Origin of the sequence: Sphaerisporangium sp. NBC_01403 (assembly GCF_045040145.1) — a bacterium.
In the GTDB taxonomy this organism is placed as follows: domain Bacteria; phylum Actinomycetota; class Actinomycetes; order Streptosporangiales; family Streptosporangiaceae; genus Sphaerisporangium; species Sphaerisporangium viridialbum.
In genome coordinates this window covers 2,431,291-2,451,395 of the sequence record NZ_CP109534.1, presented here as the reverse complement: position 1 = coordinate 2,451,395, position 20,105 = coordinate 2,431,291, and the positions used below count along the sequence as shown (strand labels likewise).

At 72.8% G+C, this 20,105-nt stretch carries 18 protein-coding genes; 11 read left to right on the top strand and 7 right to left on the bottom strand.

From position 1 onward, the window contains the following. Window positions 1-49: 49 nt before the first annotated feature. Together OG589_RS10810 and OG589_RS10805 are read left to right on the top strand one after the other, a co-directional pair. Window positions 50-802 carry a DeoR/GlpR family DNA-binding transcription regulator gene (locus OG589_RS10810; protein WP_405148354.1) on the top strand — a complete coding sequence of 251 codons (753 nt, stop codon included), beginning with the start codon at window positions 50-52 and terminating at the stop codon, window positions 800-802. Next, window positions 799-2,028, top strand: a complete 1,230-nt coding sequence (locus tag OG589_RS10805) for an MFS transporter (protein WP_405148352.1) — start codon at window positions 799-801, stop codon at window positions 2,026-2,028. The genes OG589_RS10810 and OG589_RS10805 overlap by 4 nt, the downstream gene beginning before the upstream one ends. Before the next feature lie 51 nt (window positions 2,029-2,079). On the opposite strand, the gene OG589_RS10800 is transcribed toward OG589_RS10805, so the two are convergent. Continuing rightward, on the bottom strand, window positions 2,080-2,832 hold the full coding sequence (locus OG589_RS10800) for a hypothetical protein (protein WP_405148351.1): 753 nt from the start codon (window positions 2,830-2,832) through the stop codon (window positions 2,080-2,082). A gap of 74 nt (window positions 2,833-2,906) precedes the next feature. Between OG589_RS10800 and OG589_RS10795 the strand changes: the two genes are divergently transcribed. The 8 genes from OG589_RS10795 (at window position 2,907) to OG589_RS10760 (ending at window position 10,092) form a co-directional block, all read left to right on the top strand. Then, window positions 2,907-3,935 (top strand): AAA family ATPase, encoded by a 1,029-nt coding sequence (locus OG589_RS10795; protein WP_405148349.1) that lies wholly within the window; start codon window positions 2,907-2,909, stop codon window positions 3,933-3,935. After that, window positions 3,932-4,912 carry a DUF58 domain-containing protein gene (locus OG589_RS10790; RefSeq protein ID WP_405148348.1) on the top strand — a complete coding sequence of 327 codons (981 nt, stop codon included), beginning with the start codon at window positions 3,932-3,934 and terminating at the stop codon, window positions 4,910-4,912. Before OG589_RS10795 ends, OG589_RS10790 begins: the two co-directional genes overlap by 4 nt. Next, window positions 4,909-5,856: a VWA domain-containing protein gene (locus OG589_RS10785; protein ID WP_405148347.1), complete on the top strand. Its 948-nt coding sequence runs from the start codon at window positions 4,909-4,911 to the stop codon at window positions 5,854-5,856. The genes OG589_RS10790 and OG589_RS10785 overlap by 4 nt, the downstream gene beginning before the upstream one ends. Before the next feature lie 84 nt (window positions 5,857-5,940). Continuing rightward, entirely contained in the window at window positions 5,941-6,621 is a 681-nt protein-coding gene (locus tag OG589_RS10780) for a class I SAM-dependent methyltransferase (protein ID WP_405148346.1), read from the top strand. A 7-nt stretch (window positions 6,622-6,628) separates the two neighbouring features. Further along, a complete protein-coding gene (locus OG589_RS10775) occupies window positions 6,629-7,189 on the top strand; it encodes an RNA methyltransferase (protein ID WP_405148345.1) in 561 nt (186 codons plus the stop codon). Between the two features lie 132 nt (window positions 7,190-7,321). Beyond that, window positions 7,322-8,125 carry a glycerophosphodiester phosphodiesterase gene (locus OG589_RS10770; protein WP_405148344.1) on the top strand — a complete coding sequence of 268 codons (804 nt, stop codon included), beginning with the start codon at window positions 7,322-7,324 and terminating at the stop codon, window positions 8,123-8,125. 103 nt (window positions 8,126-8,228) lie between these two features. Continuing rightward, window positions 8,229-9,575: an MFS transporter gene (locus tag OG589_RS10765; RefSeq protein WP_405148343.1), complete on the top strand. Its 1,347-nt coding sequence runs from the start codon at window positions 8,229-8,231 to the stop codon at window positions 9,573-9,575. Window positions 9,576-9,747: 172 nt separating this feature from the next. Further along, a complete protein-coding gene (locus OG589_RS10760; protein WP_184981820.1) occupies window positions 9,748-10,092 on the top strand; it encodes an RNA polymerase-binding protein RbpA in 345 nt (114 codons plus the stop codon). Between the two features lie 135 nt (window positions 10,093-10,227). Here OG589_RS10760 and OG589_RS10755 read toward each other — a convergent pair whose 3' ends face one another. The 3 genes from OG589_RS10755 to OG589_RS10745 all read right to left on the bottom strand — a co-directional run bounded on the left by OG589_RS10755 (window position 10,228) and on the right by OG589_RS10745 (window position 13,369). Then, window positions 10,228-10,797 carry an FxsA family protein gene (locus OG589_RS10755; RefSeq protein ID WP_405148341.1) on the bottom strand — a complete coding sequence of 190 codons (570 nt, stop codon included), beginning with the start codon at window positions 10,795-10,797 and terminating at the stop codon, window positions 10,228-10,230. Between the two features lie 134 nt (window positions 10,798-10,931). Next, the gene (locus tag OG589_RS10750; RefSeq protein ID WP_405148339.1) at window positions 10,932-11,876 is read right to left on the bottom strand and encodes a MerR family transcriptional regulator; all 945 of its coding nucleotides are present in this window, start codon (window positions 11,874-11,876) and stop codon (window positions 10,932-10,934) included. Between the two features lie 128 nt (window positions 11,877-12,004). Beyond that, complete coding sequence (locus OG589_RS10745) at window positions 12,005-13,369, bottom strand: xylan 1,4-beta-xylosidase (protein WP_405148338.1); 1,365 nt, start codon at window positions 13,367-13,369, stop codon at window positions 12,005-12,007. 152 nt (window positions 13,370-13,521) lie between these two features. On the opposite strand from OG589_RS10745, the gene OG589_RS10740 reads away from it, so the two are divergent. Then, complete coding sequence (locus OG589_RS10740) at window positions 13,522-14,943, top strand: FAD/NAD(P)-binding protein (protein ID WP_405148336.1); 1,422 nt, start codon at window positions 13,522-13,524, stop codon at window positions 14,941-14,943. On the opposite strand, the gene OG589_RS10735 is transcribed toward OG589_RS10740, so the two are convergent. The 3 genes from OG589_RS10735 to OG589_RS10725 form a co-directional block, all read right to left on the bottom strand. Next, complete coding sequence (locus tag OG589_RS10735) at window positions 14,927-15,670, bottom strand: polyprenol monophosphomannose synthase (RefSeq protein ID WP_405148334.1); 744 nt, start codon at window positions 15,668-15,670, stop codon at window positions 14,927-14,929. The genes OG589_RS10740 and OG589_RS10735 overlap by 17 nt on opposite strands. Next, window positions 15,670-17,277, bottom strand: coding sequence for an apolipoprotein N-acyltransferase (gene lnt / locus OG589_RS10730; protein ID WP_405148332.1), 1,608 nt, complete (start codon window positions 17,275-17,277; stop codon window positions 15,670-15,672). The genes OG589_RS10735 and lnt overlap by 1 nt, the downstream gene beginning before the upstream one ends. A gap of 580 nt (window positions 17,278-17,857) precedes the next feature. Beyond that, window positions 17,858-20,023, bottom strand: a complete 2,166-nt coding sequence (locus OG589_RS10725) for a HelD family protein (RefSeq protein WP_405148330.1) — start codon at window positions 20,021-20,023, stop codon at window positions 17,858-17,860. Window positions 20,024-20,105: the final 82 nt, after the last annotated feature.

Genomic DNA, 20,105 nt, shown 5'->3' with positions numbered 1-20,105 from the left:
CAGTCTCCCTGATTTGCCAAACTAACACCAACAATGTTCATATGAACGCATGGATCGCTTGCGGGCAATCATGGATGCCCTGATGACGTCGGACAGCGTGTCGGTCGCGGAGCTCGCCGCCGAGCACGGCGTGTCGGAGATGACCATCCGCCGGGACCTCGACGAGCTGGCCCAGCAGGGCGTCGTCCGCAGGATCAGGGGCGGGGCCCAGAGCCTGCTGCTGCGCGGCGAGGAGCCGCCGTTCGGCGTGCGCGAGCACGAGGCACCGGAGGCCAAGCGCCGCATCGCCGCCGAGGTGGCGCGCCTGCTCGCCGATGGGGAGGCGGTCGTGCTGGACGGAGGCACCACGGCGCTGGCGGTCGCCAGGGAGATCCACGACCGCAGGCTCACCGTGCTCCCGCTGTCGGTCCAGTCGATCCAGGCCCTCAGCGACGCCCCGCGCGTACGGCTGGTGCTCCCCGGCGGCGAGGTGCGGCACGGGGAGCTGAACATCACCGGGCCCCTGGCGGTGAGCACCATCGGCTCCCTGCGCTTCGACACCGCGGTGATCGGCTGCTGCGGCCTGTCGGCCGAGCACGGGCTGACCGCCCACGACCTTTCGGAGGTCGCGGTCAAGCAGGCCGCGATCGGCTCCGCCCGGCGGGTGATCGTGGCGGCCGACTCCTCGAAGTTCCGCCAGACCGCGTTCGCCACGGTCTGCCCGCCCGGCCGCGTCGACGTGCTCGTCACCGACGCCGCGATCCCCCGCGACCAGCACGAGGCGCTCACCGCCGCCGGCGTCACCGTTCGCGTCGCCGCATGACCGTCCTGGCAGAACGCGGCCCCGCCCTGCGCAGGGCCCGCCTCGCGGTGTACGTCATGTTCCTGATCCCCGGAGTCTCCGTCGGCGTGTGGACGGCCCGCATCCCGGCGCTGAAGGAACGGCTGGCGCTCGGCGACGGGCAGCTCAGCCTCGCCCTGCTCGCCATCGCGGCCGGAGCGCTCGCCGGGATGCAGTTCGTCGGGCGCCTGGTCGACCGGTACGGCAGCGCCCGCGTCATGATCCCGCTGGCCGTGGCCCAGGGCGCGGTGCTGCTGCTCCCGGCCGCCATGCCGGACCTGCTGACGCTGGCGGCCTCGCTGGCGCTGTTCGGCGCCGCCCACGGCAGCCTCGACGTGGCCATGAACGCCGGCGCGGTGGAGGTCGAGCGGGCCTGGGGACGGCCGCTCATGTCGTCCTTCCACGCGGTGTTCAGCATCGGAGGCTTCGCGGGCGCCGCCCTTGGCGGCGTCCTCGCCCACGCGGGGGTCGGGGCCTGGCCGACGCTGGCCGCCACCGGCGTCGTGCTCGCGGCGGCGGCGCTCCTCACCGCCCGCTGGGCGCACCTCATCCCCCCGGCCCCCTCGGAGCGCCCGACGGCGCCAGAGCCGGGAGAGGGTCGCCGTCCCGCCTCCCGGGTCAAGGTCCAGGGGGCGCTGTTCCTCGGCGTGCTCGGCTTCTGCTGCATGGTGGGCGAGGGCGCCTCCGCCGACTGGGGGTCGGTCTACCTGCGGGAGAACCTCGGCAGCTCGGCGGGGTTCGCCGCCGCCGCGTACGCGGCGTTCTCGATCATGATGACCGCCGGGCGCCTGGTCGGCGACCGCCTGTCGGCGCGGTTCGGCCCGGTCGCGCTGGTGCGGTGCTGCGGCCTGCTGGCCGGGGCGGGGCTGTCGGCGGCCCTGCTGATCGGTCACCCGCTGGCCGGAGTGATCGGTTTCGGCTGCTTCGGCGCGGGCCTGTCGTGCATCGTCCCGCAGGTGTTCTCGGCGGCCGGCTCGCGCGACCCGGCCCGGGCGGGGCAGGCGCTCGCCCGGGTGGCCAGCCTCAGCTACCTGGGCTTCCTCACCGGGCCCGTGCTGATCGGCGCCGCCTCCGAGGTGCTGGACCTGCCCCGCGCGCTCGCCGTCCCCGCCCTGCTCGCGATCTTCGTCGCCCTGGCGGCCCCGGCCGTGCGCAAGCCCGCGCCGGCCGCGGCCCTGGCCGGGAAGGCCCCCGACCGCGCGGGCTAGTCGAGCCAAGCTCGAGGGCGGGCGCGGAGCCGCCCAGGGCGCTTACCGTCGTCAGATCGCCTGGCCCGGGTCGTCGCCGGGGAGGCTCGGGCCGGGCGAGGCGCTGCCGCTGTCCCCCGGGGAGGGGCTCGGCGAGGGCTTCCGGGTGTCGTCGGGCGAGGGAAGGGGCGGCGGCGTCGGCACGAACATCGTCGGCGGCAGCGGCCTTGCGGGCGGCGGGAGCTCGTCACCCCGTCCGAGCAGCAGCCACGCGATCGCCCCGGTCAGCGTCAGCAGCACCACGAGCGCCGACATGGCCACCAGCACGGCCCGGCGGGTCTCGGTCGCCGGCGGCGCGGGCGGCGGCGGCAGCGGGACGGCCGGGGCGCGGTCGCCCAGCCAGTACGGCACGAAGTCGGGCCCGTGGGACTCGCCGATCAGCGTGCCGCTCACCAGCACCGACTCAAGGAACCACTCGGCGCCCACGCCGCCCGGCGTGTAGGGCACCGCGACCCACGGCGCGGGCCCGTCGTCCGTGGCGATGACCTGCGGGGCGGCGGCCACGCCCCGCCCGCGGGCACGCGCGACCCAGCCCCGGACGCCGCGCGCGGGACCGGCCTGGCGGATCGAGGTGAGGAACCGCTCGCGGGCCGCCGCGTCGAGGGCGGCGCCCCGGGTCAGCAGCGCGATCGACACCGCGCGCCCGCCGGCGTCCTGCGCGAGGTAGACGAACCCCGTGGCGAGCGCCTGGAGCCGCGCCTGCACGACGAAGGCGCCCAGCCGGGGCGGGTCGCCGTACTGGAGCGGAGTGGCCACGGTTGCCATGAAAGCACACCTCGACACTCGGCTCACCGCGACGGTGCCGTGCACCTTTGCGCCGTGTTTGATGGAATGGCCGCATGACCGTTGCGGAAGAACGCAGTGACGGATCCGGACCGGACGAAGGTGCCGACGCGGACCTCCGTCTCCTCCAGCAGTCCCTCACAGAGGTCCGGCGCGTCATCGTCGGCCAGGACCACATGATCGAACGACTGCTGGTGGCGCTGCTCGCCCGCGGTCACTGCCTTCTCGAAGGGGTGCCGGGCGTCGCCAAGACGCTCGCGGCCTCCACGCTCGCCACCGTGGTGGGCGGCACCTTCGCCCGCATCCAGTTCACCCCCGACCTCGTGCCGAGCGACATCGTCGGCACCCGGGTGTACCACCCGTCCAGCGAGAGCTTCGACGTCGAGCTCGGGCCGGTGTTCGTCAACTTCCTGCTCGCCGACGAGGTCAACAGGGCGCCCGCCAAGGTGCAGTCGGCCCTGCTGGAGGTCATGGCCGAGCGCCAGGTCAGCCTGGCGGGGCGCACCCATCCGCTGCCCCGGCCGTTCATCGTGCTGGCCACGCAGAACCCCATCGAGTCCGAGGGCGTGTACCCCCTTCCCGAGGTGCAGCGCGACAGGTTCCTGTTCAAGGTGCGGGTGGTCCACCCCACCGCCGGGGAGGAGCTGGAGATCCTCCACCGCATGAGCGTCTCGCCGCCGCTGCCCGGCCGGGTGCTCGACCCGTCGCGGCTGCTCGCGCTGCAGAAGCTCGCCGACCAGGTGTCGGTCCACCAGCTCGTCGCCGACTACGTCGTACGGCTGGTGATGGCCACCCGCTCCCCCGCCGAGTACGGGCTGCGCGAGCTGGAGGAGGCCATCGAGATCGGGGTCAGCCCCCGCGCGACGCTCGGCCTGGTCGCGGCGGGCCGCGCGCTGGCGCTGCTGCGCGGGCGCGACTACCTGCTCCCCGACGATGTGCGCGACGTCGCGGTGGACGTCATGGGGCACCGCCTCATGCTCACCTTCGACGCCCTGGCCGACGGGGTCGACCCCGAGGACGTGGTGCGCCAGGTCCTGGCCGCCGTGCCGCCCCCGCTCGTCGTCTGGAACCAGGCCCAGCGGTGACCGCTCCGACGGGTCCCGGCGCCGGGCGCGAGGTGAGCCCCGAGCACGCCCTGCGCCGCCTGGAGCTGACGGTGGTGCGCCGCCTCGACGGGCTGCTCCACGGGCAGCACCAGGGCCTCGTGCCGGGTGCCGGCAGCGAGATCGGCGACAGCAGGGTGTACGTGCCGGGAGAGGACGACGTGCGCCGCATGGACTGGTCTGTGACGGCCCGCACGACGATCCCGCACGTCCGCGACCTGGTCGCCGACCGCGAGCTGGAGACGTGGGTGCTGGCCGACCTGTCGCCCAGCATGGACTTCGGCACCGCCGCGATGGAGAAGCGCGACCTGGTGGTCGCTGCGGTCGCCGCGATGGGCTTCCTGACCAGCCGCATCGGCGACCGCTTCGGCGCGTACGTCATCCACGGCGACCAGGTGCACCGCCTGCCGGCCCGCACCGGGCGTCCCGCGATGTACGCGCTGCTGCAGACGCTTCTGGACGCGCCACGGGGGATGCCCGCGCCCGGGCCGACGCGCCTGGCCGAGGCCATCCAGCTGCTCGGCGCCGCGCGGCGCAAGCGGGGGCTGCGCGTGATCGTGTCCGACTTCCTCGACCTCGGCCGGGGCGGCGACCCGGGCGCCGAGCGCGAGTGGGAGCGGCCGCTGCGCCGCCTGGTCGCCCGCCACCAGGTGCTCGCCGTGGAGGTGATCGACCCCCGCGAGCTCGATCTGCCCGACGTGGGCCTGGTCGCCCTCACCGACCCGGAGACCGGGCGGACGCGCGAGATCCACCTGTCGCCGAAGATCCGCCGCGACTACGCCGAGGCGGCGGCGGCGCAGCGGGAGGCGACCCGGCTCGCGCTGCGCCGGTGCGGCGCCGGCCACCTGGTGCTGCGCACCGACCGCGACTGGGTCTACGACATCGCCCAGTACACGCTCAGGCACCGTCGCACCGCCCACCTCGCCGGGCGGCACCCCACCAGGAGGGCAGGCGCGTGATCTTTCTCTCTCCGGGCTGGCTGTGGCTGTTCGCGGCGCTCGCCCTGATCGTGGGCGCGTACGTCTACCTGCAGTTCGCCCGCCGCCGGTACGCCGTGCGGTTCACCAACCTCGCCCTGCTCAGCCTCGTCGCCCCCGAACGGCCGGGATGGCGGCGCCACCTGCCCGCCGCGCTGTTCCTGCTGATGATGAGCCTGCTGGTGCTGGGCGCCGCGCGGCCGGCCGACGCCACGCGGGTGCCGCGCGACCGCGCGACGATCATCGTCGCGGTGGACATCTCGCTGTCGATGGAGGCCGCCGACGTCTCCCCGACCCGGCTGGTCGCCGCCCAGCAGGCCGCGCAGCAGTTCGTCAAGGATCTCCCCGAACGGTTCAACGTGGGCCTGGTGTCCTTCGCGCGGTCGGCGTCGGTGGTGATCTCGCCGACCACCGACCACCTGGCGGTGATCAGCGCGATCGGCAACCTGTCCACCCGCCCCGGCACCGCCATCGGCGAGGCGGTGTTCAACTCGCTGGACTCCGTGCGCTCCTTCGACCAGCGGGCCGTGACCGACCCGCCGCCGTCGGCGATCGTGCTGCTGTCGGACGGCGACAACACCTCGGGCCGGTCGGTCAACGAGGCGATCCAGGCGGCGGCCGGGTTCCACATCCCGGTCTCCACGATCGCCTACGGCACGCCGGAGGGCACGGTCAGCATCGACGGCCGCGACGTGCAGGTCCCGGTCAACAAGGCCACGCTGCAGTCCCTGGCCGACGGCACCAGCGGGCGCGCCTACACCGCCGAGTCGGGGGACGAGCTGCGCGACGTCTACAGCCAGATCGGAAGCTCCCTGGGATACCGCGTCGTGCACCAGGAGATCGGCCAGTGGTTCACCATCGCCGGCATCCTCGCCGGCCTCCTGGTGGCCGCCGCCGCCATGCTCCTGGGCTCCCGCCTCCCCTGACCGGCGGGCGGGCGCCGCAAGGAGGCGGGCGCCGGCGGGCCCGCCCGATCACGACCACCGTCCCGCGGTTGGTAACGTCTCCACGTGACGTCCAAGGGGGCACATTACTTCGAGGAGCGGCCGGGCGCGGCCGCCCGGCCGGGCACGGTCGACGTGGTCCTGCCCGACCTGCACCTGCGCCTCGCCACCGACAGTGGCGTCTTCTCCCCCAACCGGCTCGACGCGGGCACGCGGGTGCTGCTCGAGAGCGTGCCCGCCCCTCCCCAGCGGGGCGACCTGCTCGACCTCGGCTGCGGGTACGGCCCGATCGCGCTGACCATGGCGTCCCGGGCGCCGGAGGCGACGGTGTGGGCGGTGGACGTCAACCGGCGCTCGGTGGAGCTGTGCGACCGCAACGCACGGGCCGCCGGCCTTGACAAAGTAAGGTCGCTGCACGTGGACGACGTCCCGCCCGGCGTCCGCTTCTCGGCGATCTGGTCGAACCCGGCGATCCGCATCGGCAAGCCCGCGCTGCACGCCATGCTCACCCGCTGGCTCGACCGGCTCACCCCCGACGGGGCGGCCTACCTGGTGGTGCAGAAGCACCTCGGCTCCGACTCCCTGCAGCGATGGCTCGGGGATCAAGGCTGGGCCACCACCCGGGTGGCGTCCCGGTCGGCCTACCGCGTGCTCCGGGTCGCCGCCCGCCCCGCACCGGACGCGACCCGCCATTCGACAGATGACGTTTCCCCAGGTGGCGGTGCCACCGACGACCAGGAGCGATGAACGCCCGATGAGCACAGGCACCCGCAGGCAGCTACGCCCCACCGACGTCAAGCGGCTCAACCGCACCTGGCGCCGGGGCACGGAGAACCGCCTGTCGCTGATCCTGGAGTCCGTGACGGGCCCGTTCAACGTCGGCTCCATCTTCCGCACCGCCGCCGCCTTCGGCGCCGACGAGCTGTGGCTGGGCGGCAACGCCACGCCGCCCACCAACCCCAAGGCGCAGAAGACCGCGCTCGGCACCGACCGGCTGGTCCCCTGGCACGAGCCGGTCCCCGCCGTCGAGGCCGTGCGGGCGGCCAAGGAGGAGGGCTACACCGTGATCGCGGTCGAGCTGACCGGCGACGCGGTGCCGCTCCACGAGGCGAGGCTCGACCGCGACGTGTGCCTGGTGCTCGGCAGCGAGGACCACGGCTGCTCCCCCGCCGTGCTGGACGCCGCCGACGAGGTGCTCTACATCCCCCAGATCGGCCGCGTCGGCTCCTTCAACGTCGGCGTCGCCGCCGCCATAGTCCTCGCCGAGGCCCGCCGCCAGGAATGGGCGTCCCACCCGACCCCCACCGGCTCCTGACCACCCACCGGCACGCCGGGGCGGGCGGTCGGTGGGGCCGCTGGGGGCATGGGCGGGTACAGATGCCTTTGTGACCCAAATGTTCATGGGCGTAGGCTGACGTGGCAACCTTTAGGGGGGATACTCCTGCTCGTGCAGCAGCGCTTCCCGTTTCTCGATCACCCGGGCCCGCTCGCCTTCGCCCATCGCGGCGGGGCGGCAGAGGGCCGGGAGAACACCATGGCCGCCTTCTCCAGGGCCGTCGAGCTGGGGTACACCTACCTTGAGACCGATGCCCACGCGACGGCCGACGGGGTGCTGCTCGCGTTCCACGACCACACCCTCGACCGTGTGACCGACCGCCACGGCCGCCTCGCCACCCTGCCGTACCGCGAGGTGCGGCGGGCCCGCATCGGGGGCGTGGAGGAGATCCCGCTGCTGGAGGATCTGCTCGGCACCTGGCCGGACGTGCGGGTCAACATCGACGTCAAGGAGGCGCAGGCGATCGGCCCGCTGGCGGAGGCCGTCCGCCGCACCGGTGCCTACGACCGCGTCTGCCTGACCTCGTTCTCCGACGTGCGGCTGGCGAGGGCGCGCATGGCCATGGGCCGCCCCGTCTGCTCGGCGCTCGGCCCGCGCGGCGTCGCCAGGCTGCGCGCCGCCGCCGTCGGCTCCGGGTACGGCCGCCTGCTGGGCGGCCTGGCCAAGGAGCGCATCCCCTGCGCGCAGGTGCCCGTCGGCTTCCGCGGGATGCGGGTCACCACCCGGGCCCTGGTCCGTACGGCCCACGCCCTCGGGATGCAGGTGCACGTGTGGACCGTCGACGATCCCCATGTGATGGAGGACCTCCTCGACCTGGGGGTGGACGGCATCATGACCGACAACATCTCCGGTCTGCGGGACGTCCTCAGCGCCCGGGGCCAGTGGCATCCACGCCGCCCCGCCGCGCACGCCTGACCCACTCACCCGCCCGGGCCTGACGCGCACGCGTGACCCCGCGCCGACGCCGTAACCTTCCCCCCATTCCGCCGTGCCCCCGACGAGGCCAGGAGCATCCCCCATGACCACCTCCATCGCCGCCGAAGAACTGCCTGAGACGCGCAAGCGCGAGCAACGGGGCTGGTACTGGTACGACTTCGCCAACTCGGGCTTCCAGACGACGGTCATCACCGTCTTCCTCGGCCCGTACCTCACGACGCTCGCCGAGAAGGCCGCGGGCGGCGAGGATGGGTTCGTCGGCTTCCTCGGCTTCGACTTCCGCGCCAAGGCGTACTTCTCGGCCATCGTGACGATCTCGGTGGTCCTGCAGATCGTGATCATGCCGGTGGCCGGCGCCCTGGCCGACCACACCGGCCGCAAGAAGGAGCTGCTCGCCCTCTTCGCCTACCTGGGCGCGGCGGCGACCCTCGGCTTCTACTTCGTCTCGGGCGACGCCTACGTGCTGGGCGGGGTGCTGTTCATCGTCGCGAACGTGGCGTTCGGCGCGGCCATGGTCGTCTACAACTCGTTCCTGCCCCAGATCTCCCGCCCGGACGAGCGGGACGCGGTCTCCTCGCGCGGCTGGGGATTCGGCTACCTCGGCGGCTTCCTGCTGCTCGCGGTGAACCTGTTCCTCTACGAGGGCAGCGGCATCGACCAGGGCCTCGCGGTGCGGATCAGCCTGGCCTCGGCGGGCCTGTGGTGGGCGGTGTTCACCGTGATCCCGCTGCTGCGCCTGCGCAACCGCCGGGTCGCCTCCCACGACACCACGCCCGCCCAGGCCGTCGGCGGCAGCTTCCGCCAGCTCGGCCGCACGGTCGCGGACCTGCGCCGCTACCCCCGCAGCCTGCTGTTCCTGCTCGCCTACCTGATCTACAACGACGGCGTGCAGACCGTGATCTCGTTCTCGGCGACCTACGCCGACCAGGAGCTCGGGCTCGGCAAGAGCGTGCAGATCACGGCGATCCTGATGGTGCAGCTCGTGGCCTTCTGCGGGGCACTGCTGCTCGGGTGGCTCGCGTCACGGTTCGGCACCAAGCGCACGGTGCTGGCCAGCCTGGTGGTCTGGACGGCCGTGGTGGGGGTCGCGTACTTCCTGCAGAAGGGGGCGGCGATCCAGTTCTACGCGATCGCGTTCCTGATCGCGATCGTGCTGGGCGGCACGCAGGCCCTCTCGCGGTCGCTCTACTCGCTGGTGATCCCGGCGGGCAAGGAGGCGGAGTACTTCAGCCTCTTCGAGATCAGCGACAAGGGGTCGGCCTTCCTCGGATCGCTGACCCTTACTCTGGCCCTCCAGCTCACCGACAGCTATCGCCTGGCGATCTTGTCGCTGGTGATCTTCTTCGTGATCGGCTTCGCGCTGCTCACGCTGGTCAACCTGCCCAGGGCCATCCGCGAGGCGGGCAACGAGGTGCCCGCGCGGGTCTAGCCTGGAGACGCGCCCGCCCGTAACGCCACGAAGATCAGCTTTGCGTCGCCGAGGGCCCGAGACGAAAAGCGCGATTGGATCACCCCAAGGGTGGGAATCCATCCACGGTATCAAGCGTTGTAAGCCGTGGAGACCCACCCCTCAAAATGGGGCCCTCAGGAGGCATTGAAACATGGGCGAGCGTGCACTTCGCGGTACCCGGCTCGGAGCCACCAGCTACGAGAACGACCGCAACACCGATCTGGCCCCGCGCCAGGAGGTGCCTTACACCTGCCCGAAGGGCCATCGCTTCGACGTGCCCCTTGCCGCGGAGGCGGAGATCCCGGCTACATGGGAGTGCCGCAGTTGCGGCGCCACCGCCCTAAGGGTGGATGCCGAGCAGCCTCAGCAGAAGAAGGCCAAGCCGCCGCGCACCCACTGGGACATGCTACTGGAGCGCCGGACGATCGAGGACCTCGAAGAGGTGCTCAACGAGCGTCTGGCGATCCTCCGGGCACAGCGGCGTAAGAGCGCCTGAACCAAACCTAGCGGCGCCTTCGGTCCACCTCAGGGTGGCACCGGAGGCGCCATTACTTTGCCCGGCACCGGGCGGCGCGTCTCGGCGCCCGGTGCCTCATGAGCGCGTCTCTTCCCAAGCCCCCGCCAAGGGGGCCTAGCCGTTGTCCGGGGATCCGCCGTGCGGGCGCAGGGACGGCCGTGCGGGCGGGGCACCGTACGCGCCCTGACCCCGGTCGCCGGGCGTCTCGTCGTCGAGCACCTGCCCGCTGACGACCCGGGCACCGTCCCGCCGCGGCTCGCCGGCCGCGCCCGGGCCCCTCGGGAACATCATGCCGAAGGGCGGCCCCGCGGCCATGACGCGCACGCGGCGGCCGAGGAACCAGCTCAACCAGCGCCGGGCGATCGGGCGGGTGAACGGCAGGATGAGGAAGAGCCCCACGACGTCGCTGAGGAAGCCGGGGGCCACCAGCAGGGTGCCGCCCACTACCACCAGGGCGCCGTCGGTGAGCTCGCGATCGGGCGTCCGGCCGGAGTTGAGGGCCTCACGCAGCGCCCGCCAGGCGCGCCGGCCCTCCAGCCGCACCAGCCAGGCCCCGAGCACGCTGTCGAGAATGAGCAGGCCGACGGTCTGCCAGCCACCGATCACCTGGCCGATCTGGATGAGCACCCAGATCTCCAGCACCGGCACGACCAAGAACGCTATGAACAGCAGCACACGCAGCATGGCTTCACCATCACCTCGCGACGTACAACGCCCGGACCCGCCCCGGTGGTTCCCCACGGGAGGCGACGCCCCGAGCGCGGTCGGTGAAGGCGCGCGCTCACTGATCGTCGACGGGCCGGTGGACGTCCTCGACATCACGGCGTCGCGGGACGCCGGGGTCGCAGGGCCTGGATGAACCAGTCGAGCGCCGGCGCCAGGCTTTCCGGGGGCGGCCAGCCGTTGATCACAGCGAGCAACTGGAGGTAGCGGTCCTTGCGGGGGTCGTTCGCGGTCTCCAGCCGGGTCAGCAGCCGGTGCCGGAGGCCGGCGTCGTCGGGGCCCCCGAAGACGCGCGCGTATTGAGCCATGACCGCCGCGACCACCGGATCGGCCTGGGGCGAGGCCGGGTCGAGACCGGCTACCAGCGCCGGGGCGACCTGGTCACGGACCATCGCGGCAGGGTCCCGGCGCGGGCGCGTGGTGCCGCCCTCGGCCCGGTCGGCCGCATGGTGCTCGGCCATGCGCCGCACACTGGCGCGAAAGTCCGGGTCCTGGGACAGTCCGGCCAGCTCCACCCATGCCTCGACCTGCTCGGCCTCGGGGTTGTCGGGCAGCTCCGGGGTCAGCGAGCGCATGATCCCCACGAATTCGTGGTCGGCGTCCAGGCTGCCGAAGGCGGTGTCGAGGAACTCGCCGATCAGACGTCGGCGTTCTTCCTCGGAGAGCTTGGCGAGCTTGTGCATGAGATCCATCTCCTCAGGGGTGCACCCGCGCCTGGCCACCGCCGTCAGCACCGCGCGCCGCAGGCGCAGCGTTCGGATCTGCACCGCGAGTGCCTCGGCGTGCGCCGCGGCGACCTCGGGAAGCGAGATCTCCCGGTCCACGACCTTCCGGATCGTGGGAAGGTCCAGTCCCAGGTCGCGCAGCGTCCGTACGAGGTCCAGGCGTGCGACGGCGTCGATGCCGTAGAGGCGGTAGCCGGCCGGGCTTCGGTCGGCCGGCGGCACGATTCCAAGGTTCGAGTAGAACCGGATGGCCTTGACCGTCAGCCCGGTCCGCCGGGCCAGATCACCGATCGAGTAGAGCGTGCCGCCGTCCATGCCCCCACCCTCGCGCCTCCCCTTAGAGGAGACTCAAGCCCATTCACCCTGGCCGCACAACCATCCGGCCGCCCGGCCTGGCCGACGGCGAGGCGCGCCGGCCGCCGCGCTTCGCTGTCGTCCGGGGGCTAGCGGTCGCTCCACCTGATCTCGTAGGGCCGCAGAGTGAACTGCTTGCCGTCCACGGTCGCGGTGATCTGGGCGCCCGCGGTGTTGACCATCACCAGTTGCCGGGGCTGCGCCAGGGCCCGCACCTTGGGATCGGAGGTGGCGACCTGCTCCACGTCGGCTCCGGCGGGGAACCACCTGGCGAAGTCGCTCACCAGCCGGCCGGTCGGGAGCGCGGCGCCGGTGAGGGGGTCCCACATGCAGCCCTGGCAGGCGCCCTGCTTGGCCTGCGGATTCCAGTACAGCGCCGTGGTGGCGCCGCTCCTGGCGAACTCCATCATGGAGGCGGCCTGGACGGCGAGCCGCATGGGCTCGGACCACGTGGTGCCGTCCTCGGGGACGAAGTACCACTCCGACCACCAGACCGGCAGGTCACCGGTCTTCTGGCGCAGCCAGGTGGTGACCGCGCTGAACTTGCTCAGCGCCCCGAACGCGTCGGGGAGCATCTGGTGCGCGTCGGTCAGCGAGGCGCCGTCGACCACGACGAAGTCGGCGCCCTTCTTGTTCTTGAACCAGTACTCGAAGGCGTCCAGGGCGTTCTGGTTGACGACCCCCCACGGGCCCCGCAGCTCGGAGCTCCCGGTCTTGTTGCTGTCGAAGCCGATGTAGGGGCCGCCGATCTTGGCGTCGGGCCGTACGGCCTTCACCGCGTCGTAGACCTTGTTGTAGAGCTCGGTGTAGCCCTTGATGTCCGCGGGCTTGGAGTGGTCCTTCCAGAAGCCCTTGAGCTCGTTCCACACCATGAAGTACCCGACGTCGGGGTACTTCGCGGCGACGGCCGCCGACAGCTTGGCGAAGTCGTCGAAGTGCTCGGGGTAGGGAGCGTCCTCCAGGTGCTCCTTCCAGGCGGACTCCTGGGTCGGGCCCTCGGGGCCGCCCTTCATCCAGTCGGGAGCGCAGCAGAGCGTGAGGATCTGCGTGCCGCCGGACTGCCTCATGAGGTTCGTGCGGCTGTCGAGGTCCTCCCAGAAGAACTCCTGCGGGCGCGGCTCGGGGTTGAGCGCCCCGAACCCCATGATGTGCTGGTTCTGCAGCATCGGGGTCTGGGCGAGCGCCCGCGCCACGTCCTGCTCGAAGCGATCGGTGACGTTGTTGGCGCTGACCCCTGTGTGGGTGAACCCCCAGCGTGGCCACGCGGGGTCGGCTCCCGGCGGTTTGCGCACTCCGGCGCCGGGCGTCGGCGCCGGCTGGGCGGGAGCCGCGTCGCCCGCGGTGCCGCCGGAGGCGCAGCTCGCCAGGACCAGCGCCACCGCGAGAGCCCCCGCGGCTGAGGCGATCTTCCGGGCGGCGCGCCGCCATGCCGATCCCCCGCTACCCGATGACACCTGATCCTCACCTGATCCTCACCGCTCGCCTGGCTAGAGCGTTCCACGGGCGGCGGCGTATCGGCGAACCGGGACCATGATTCACAGGCAAGCGTTATGGCGCGATCAGATTACCTACTTAACCTATAGGAAAACTCTGCTAAGCTGGCCGCGTGGCGAGCTCTCCTGTGGTCGCGGTCGTGGGCGGCGGCGCCAGCGGCACGCTGGCGGCGATCCACCTGCTCCACCTCGCCCGGGCGCGAGGGACGCCGCTGCGCGTGACGCTGATCGACCGGTACGGCAGGCACGCGCTCGGGCAGGCCTACTCCACGACCGACCCGCACCATCTCCTCAACGCCTGCGTCGACAAGATGAGCGCTCTGGAGGACGACCGCGGCCATCTGCTGACGTGGGCCCGTGAGAGCGGCCTCGACGTGGCCGCGTCCGACTTCTTCCCCCGTGAGGCCTACGGCCGCTACCTGCGCCATGTCCTGGACGCCGCGACCGGGCCCGGCCACCGGGTGACCCGGGTGACCGGCACGGCGCGGGCGATCACCCGGCAGGGGTCGCTGTGCGTGCACCTGTCGGACGGGCGGTCCGTCGAGGCCGACGCCGCCGTGCTGGCCACCGGCAACCCCACCGGCGACCCCGCGGGCACGGCCTGGCCCCACCTCGCGGGCGACGACCGCTACGTCCCCGACCCCTGGGCCCCCGCCGCCCTCGCCGGGATCGGCGAGCATGGCGACGTGCTGGTGGTGGGCACCGGCCTGACCATGGTGGACATCGCGGTCACCGTGACCCGGGCGTCCCCCGAGGCGGTGGTGTACGCGGTGTCCCGGCACGGGCTGCTCCCCCGGCCGCACCGGCGCCCCTCCCCGCCCTGCGTCGAGACGCCGATACCGGACGGCCCCCTGCGCCTCGCGGCTCTGCTGCGAGCGGTCCGCGCCGCCGTCCGGGACAACGACGGCGACTGGTACGGCGTGGTCGACGGCCTGCGACCCCGCGTACCTGAGCTGTGGTCGCGGCTTCCCACGGGCGAGCAGCGGCGGTTCCTGAGCCTGGCCGCCCGCTACTGGGAGGTCCACCGCCACCGCGTCCCGCCCGCGACCGCCGACCGCGTCGCCGAGTTGCGGGCGACCGGCCGCCTGCGGGTGCTCCGCGGCCGGGTGACCGGCGCAGCGCCCGAGCACGGAGGGCTGGCCGTCCAGGTGGACGACGGGGTCACGGCTCGCGAGCTGCGCGTCGGCCGGCTGGTGAACGGCACCGGCCCCGCGTTCGGCATCGCCCGGGACCCTCTGGTGGCTCGCCTGCTCGGCGACGGCCTGGTGCGGCTCGACCCGCTGGGGCTAGGGATGGACGCCGATGCGGGCGGCAGGGTGCTGAACGCGGCGGGACGGCCGGACGACCGGATCGTCACGCTCGGGCCGACGCTTCGCGGAACGCGCTACGAGACCACCGCGATCCCCGAGATCCGGGCCCAGGCGGCGGCCCTCGCCCCTCACCTGCTCAAGACGGTCACCTCTGGCGACCCGCCGGCGCGGTGGGGCCCGGCCCCGCTCCGCGGTGGGCGGGGAGAGGTCAGCGGGCCCTGCTGATGCGGCGCGGCAGCCCGGCGACACCCCACAGGGTGACCCGCCACAGGGCCTCGGCGACGACCGAGCGGCTCATCTTGCTCGCCCCGACGATGCGGTCGACGAACGTGATCGGCACCTCGACGACCCGCAGGCCGTTGCGGATGGTGCGCAGGGTCAGGTCGACCTGGAAGCAGTAGCCCTGGGACTCCACGTCGTCCAGCCCGATCTTCTCCAGCGTCGAGGCGCGGTAGGCGCGGAAGCCCGCCGTGGTGTCGCGCACCGGCAGGCCCAGCATGAGGCGGGCGTAGGTGTTGGCCCCCCGCGACAGGAACTCCCGCCGGGCCGGCCAGTTGACCACCTTGCCCCCGGGCACCCAGCGCGACCCGATCACGAGGTCGGCGCCGTTCGACAGCGCGTCGAGCAGCAGGGGGAGCTCCTCGGGCTTGTGGGAGCCGTCGGCGTCCATCTCGACCAGCACGTCGAAGCCCTGGGAGAGGCCCCAGCGGAACCCGGCGATGTAGGCGGCGCCGAGCCCCTGCTTGCTGGTGCGGTGGAGCACGTGGACGTGGTCGTCGCCGGCGGCGAGCTCGTCGGCCACGGCCCCGGTGCCGTCGGGGCTGTTGTCGTCGGCGACCAGCAGATGGGCGTCAGGCACCGCCGCCCGCAGCCGTCCCGCGATCATCGGCAGGTTCTCGCGCTCGTTGTACGTGGGAACGATGACAAGTACCCGCCCGAGGATCCGCTCCATCACCCGTCCTCTTCATCGGTTCGGTCCTGTTGTGGCGCCGGGCGCCGCCGGAGGGCGGCGGCAAGGGCGCCTGCCCCGGCCAGCAGCAGGGCCCACTCAGGCAGGGCCCCGACTCGGGTCGCGAGGGTCTCACCAGTACGGGCCGGGACGGTCACCACGGCCATGTCCGCGACCCGCTCGGCGGTCCGCCAGTGCACCTGGCCGCCCGGGTCGACGTAGGCCGAGATGCCCGTCGTGGCGGCGGTGATCACCGCCCGGTTGTGCTCCACGGCCCGCAGCTGCGACATGGCGAGCTGCTGGGGCGGGAGGTTGGTCAGGGCGTAGGTGGCGTTGTTGGTCTGCACCACGATCGGGGTGCCGCCGGCGCGCACGGTGCTCCGCACGATGTCGTCGAAGGCGACCTCGTAGCACTCGACCGCGCCCACCGTCACCGGCCCCATCCTCAGATCACCGTCGCGGGTGCCGGCCAGCGACTGCAGGCCGACGAGGTTGATGCGTTTGATGAACTTCGCGAGAAGGTCCTTGAAGGGGACGAACTCGCCGAACGGCACAAGCTTTCGCTTGTCATAGTAGGCGCCGGGACCGCTCGCCGGGTCCCAGACGATGCCTCGCGTGTACCTGTGCTGCCCGTCCGCTGATCGCACCACCGCGCCCACCAGCACCGGCACCCCGATGTCGCGCACGGCCGAGTCGATGATCCCGTAGGCGAAGGAGCTGCGGTAGGGGTCGATGTCCGTGGAATTTTCAGGCCACACCACGATGTCGGGCCTTTGGACCTTCCCCGCCCGGACCGCCCGCGCCAGCTCGTGGGTCTTGTCGGCGTGGTTGCGCAGCACGACGGAGGGCTCGTCGCCGAGGAAGCCCATGCCCTGGCCCGGAACGTCGCCCTGGATCACGCCGACCCGCACGCTCCCCGCCTCGGCGCCGGGCCGCGGCACGGCGTACCCGAGCAGGGGCACCGCCACCACACCGGCCAGCAGGAACGCGATCTCCCTGGTCCACCGCCGGGGCGCGAGCCGTACGGCGAGCAGGGCCAGCAGGGCCCCGCAGAGCACCACCGCGAAGGTGACCAGCGGCGCGCCGCCGAGCGCCGCGTACGGGGTGAACGCCGAGCGGCCCTGGCTGAACGCGACGCGCACCCAGGGGAAGCCGCCCACCGGGAACAACCCCCTGGCCCACTCCTGCGCGACCCACAGGGCGGCGACCCACAGGGGCCAGGCGCGCAGCCGGGCGACCAGGGCGACCCCGGCGGACATCGCGGCGAAGAACAGGCTCTCGACCGCCACCAGGATCAGCCACGCGTCGTCGCCGATCGGCCGCACCCAGGCGAGCGCGGGGAACAGGAAGGCGGCGCCGCCGAGGTACCCGAGCCAGGCGGCCCGGCGGGCGCGGACGCCGCGGACCGCGAGCGTGAGCAGCGCGACGCCGGGGGGCGCGAGGAACCACAGCCCCGCCGGGGGGAAGGCCAGGAACAGCAGCACCCCGCCCACCAGGCAGGACGCGAGCCGCCACAGGACGCGCGAACGGGACGGAGCGCCGGAAACGGCCGGCGCCCGCTGGTCGTCCTGCACCGTTCGCTGGGCCACAGGGGCGGGGTCTTCTCTCACGGGTCCATCGGTAACCACCGAACGCTACCGCCCAGCGGACCCGGCTCCAACCGCCGGGCTGGCGCGGCGGCGAAAGATCACGCATGGTGATCCCTGGGTCTCCCCCTGCTTGCGCGGGGAACCCAGGAACCACACTGCGGTTGCGGCACGGGACGGGAAGAGGGCCTGGACGACCCTTCGGACCGGATCCGTCCCGTCGGCGGCGAGCGCGGAGTTCCGTTGTCTACTGGGTGTCCAGGCCCCTCCCGGGTCCAACCCCCCATCCGGCTGGGGTGCCCCGACTCGACGGAACGCCAGCGCTGCGCCTGGCTGAGCAGACGGAGTCGTGCTCCGTCATGACGCAGAATCCGACGATGTCTGAAGACGGCCAACCGGTAGTCCCGTGCTGGACTGTCCAGCAAACTACCGACCTCAGCTCAGATGTCAACCGTGTCCCGATCAGCGGAAACACCAAGTTTTCGCAGCTAGGACAGGCGACGTGAGTGCCGTCAATGCCGTCATGTGTACCGATGTCCGCACTCGGGGAGGCGTATTTATGGCGCTCGCTCCACTCGCGCGGCGTGACGCGGGCCCCCGCCGGTCACGTGCCGGCGCACCTGGACAGCACGGCGGGCAGTTCCCCGGTGTGGACGACCCCAAGCCTCCGGGTCGCCCGGGTCAGGGCGACGTAAAGATCGCTGGCCCCGCGTGGCGACTCGGCCAGGATCTCGCCCGGTTCAACGACGACGACTCCGTCGAATTCCAGGCCCTTGGCGTCCGCGACGGTCAGCACGGCGACCGGGGCCTCCAGCGCGTCGGCTCCCGGCCCGGCCACCGCGCCGGGGACCGACGAGGTCACGGCCTCGCCGAGCTCGGCCGCGCGGGTCTCGGGGACGATCACGACGAGCCGCCCGCCCTCGACGATCTCGCCGCGCACGATCGGGCCCAGCTCGCCGGTGCCGCCGACGCGGCGCGCCCAGGGCCGTACGCCGGTCTCGCGGACCGACTCGGGGGCCCTGAGGTCCGGGCCGACCAGCTTGAGCACGTCGGCGGCGACGGCCATCAGCTCCACAGGGGTGCGGTAGTTGACGGTGAGGGTCTCCTCGCGCCAGCGCCCGCCCGCGTAGGAGTCGAGGACCTGCCCCCAGGAGGCGGTGCCCGCGACCGAGCCGGTCTGGGCGATGTCCCCGACGATGGTCATCGACCGGTTCGGGCTGTGGCGCATCAGCATGCGCCAGGCCATGGCCGACAGCTCCTGCGCCTCGTCCACGATGATGTGCCCGTACGCCCACGTGCGGTCGGCGGCGGCGCGCTCGGCGGTCGTCAGGTGGATGTCGTCGCCCCGGTGCCTGGCGGCGAACCGCTCGGCGTCCATGATGTCCGACATGCCGGTCAGTTCGAGGACCTCGCGGGCGTAGGTCAGCTCGGAGTCGCGTTCGGCCTCCTCGGCGCGCCGGGCGGCGGCGAGCTCCTCCTCGGCGTGCATCGCGGCGGCGCGGAGCACCCCGGCGTCGATGTCGCCGAGCAGCTCGGCGGCCTCGTCCAGCAGCGGCACGTCGGCCTCGGTCCAGTGGTCGCCGCCGCCGCGCGGGACCTCGCGGTACAGCGCGTCCTGCTCGGCGGGGGTGAGCCCGGCGTACGCCATGCGCTCGCGGGAGCCGAACAGGCCGATGAGGAGCCGCTGGGGGGTGAGGTAGGGCCACAGGCGGTTGAGCGCCGTCTTCACGGCGGGCTCGGTGCGCAGGTCCTCGCGCAGGTCGGCGAGGTCGCCCTCGTCGAGCATGCCACGGCCGAGCGCCTTGGCGGCCTGCTTGGCCAGCGCGTTCAGGATGTGGCGGACGAAGACGGCCCTGGCCTGGTTGTGCGGGCGGCGGCTGCGCGCGGCGCGGTTCCTGGCCGCGTCGCAGGTGCGCTGGTCCAGCCGGAGGGTGTACCTGCCGAGGTCGATGTCGATCGGCCGCCTCGGCACCCGCTGGCGGTCGTGCACGGCCTTCGCCACCACGTCGGCCATCCGGATGGAGCCCTTGATCTCGGCGGCCCGGGCGGACTCGCGCGCCGTGGCGGTGATCCCGGGGTACAGCTCGGCGACCGTGGACAGCAGGACGTCGGTCTCGCCCAGGGAGGGCAGCACCTGCTCGATGTAGCGCAGGAAGGTGAGGTTCGGGCCGACGATCAGCACGCCCCGGCGCGCCAGCCGTTCGCGGTGGGTGTAGAGCAGGTAGGCGGCGCGGTGCAGGGCGACGACGGTCTTGCCTGTGCCAGGACCCCCCTGCACCACCAGCATGCCGTTGAGGTCGCTGCGGATGACGCGGTCCTGCTCGCCCTGGATGGTGGCCACGATGTCGCGCATGCGCCCGGTGCGCTTCTCGTCCAGGGCGGCCAGCAGGGCCGCCTCGCCGTTGAGCGTGGCGCGGTCGGCCTCGGTCAGCCGGTCGAGGTCGAGCAGGTCGTCGTCGACGCCGATGACGCGCCGTCCCCTGGTCTGCAGGTGGCGCCTGCGGGTCACGCCCATCGGGACGGCGGGCGTGGCACGGTAGAACGGCTGGGCCACCGGGGCGCGCCAGTCGATGAGCAGCCGTGCCTGGTCGTCGTCCGACAGGCCCAGGCGGCCGATATAGAGGGGTTTCTCCCCCGTAAGGTCGAGGCGCCCGAAACACAGGCCGTTCTCGACGGCCCACAGCCGCGCGAGGCGCTCGGAATACATCCCGGCGAACGAGTCGCGCTCGGAGCGGTTCTGGTGGGTGCCGCCACCGCCCTGGGCGAGCACGCCGTCAAGCTGCTTCCGCGTGCGCGCCCGCAGCAGGTCGAGCCGCTCGTAGAGCCCGGTGACGTATTCCTGCTCCTTGGCG